We start from the raw sequence: 879 nt of genomic DNA, 5'->3' as shown, positions 1-879 counted from the left end.
GTTACTTCGACTGTTGAACCGGCTTCGGCTGTACCTGTAACTGCTGTAGCGCCTGCTGTAACTGGGCTTACACTTGGTGCTGCTGGTGCTGTTGTATCTGGCACTGTAGCTGATGTCGGTGTTGACTTGTTACCTGCATCGTCGGTTGCTGTTACAGATACTTTATCGCCTTCTTTCAAGGCACTTACTGGTACACTGAAGTTTCCATCTTGATCGGCTTTCGCTGTTGCTTTAGAACCATCTGGAAGAGTAACCTCTACTGTTGAACCGGCTTCGGCTGTACCTGTAACTGCTGTAGCGCCTGCTGTAACTGGGCTTACACTTGGTGCTGCTGGTGCTGTAACGTCCGCTTGACTGACAGTTTGTGCTGGTGTCAATTTAGCTGTTGAGCCATTTGAGTAAGTTAATGTTGTTGAACCATCATTTCCAACTACTACTGTTGTCGCATCTGGGTTCTTTGTTCTTACTGCTGCTTCTACAGCTTGTTTTTCTGGTGTAGTTAACGCTGACGTATTCTTAACTGGTGTTACTGTAGGTGCAGTTGGTTCAATTTTGAAAACTGAGTCCGCGCTTAGGGTATCTGTACTTCCATCCTTATAAGTAACCTTAACATTCGTACCATCTAAAGTAACACTTCCAATCTTGTCACTGAACGTTGGATTGGCATCTTTAATAGCTTTTTCAATAGCACTCGCTTCTGGAACAGTGTTTGATGTAATAGGTGTTGACGGAGCTACTGCAGTATACTTGAATGTTTGTGGTTTCCAAACAAAGCGAATACGTCCAAGAGCACCTTTATCCATGTTTGCACCAACATGCTCGTATGAGGTGTTACCTGCTGCGTCTTCTGCAAATAGATAACGTGTCATACCAGTTCCA

The 879-nt window shown here is 44.7% G+C and carries 1 protein-coding gene; it reads right to left on the bottom strand.

Translation table 11 applies throughout. From position 1 onward, the window contains the following. The coding region (locus tag TZ96_RS07985) for an Ig-like domain-containing protein (protein WP_241768502.1) at nucleotides 1–869 on the bottom strand (869 nt) is incomplete at its 3' end. Nucleotides 870–879: the final 10 nt, after the last annotated feature.

It is taken from the genome of Streptococcus infantis, from assembly GCF_000963255.1.
Lineage (GTDB): Bacteria > Bacillota > Bacilli > Lactobacillales > Streptococcaceae > Streptococcus > Streptococcus nidrosiense.
This window is presented reverse-complemented; position numbering and strand designations above follow the sequence as displayed.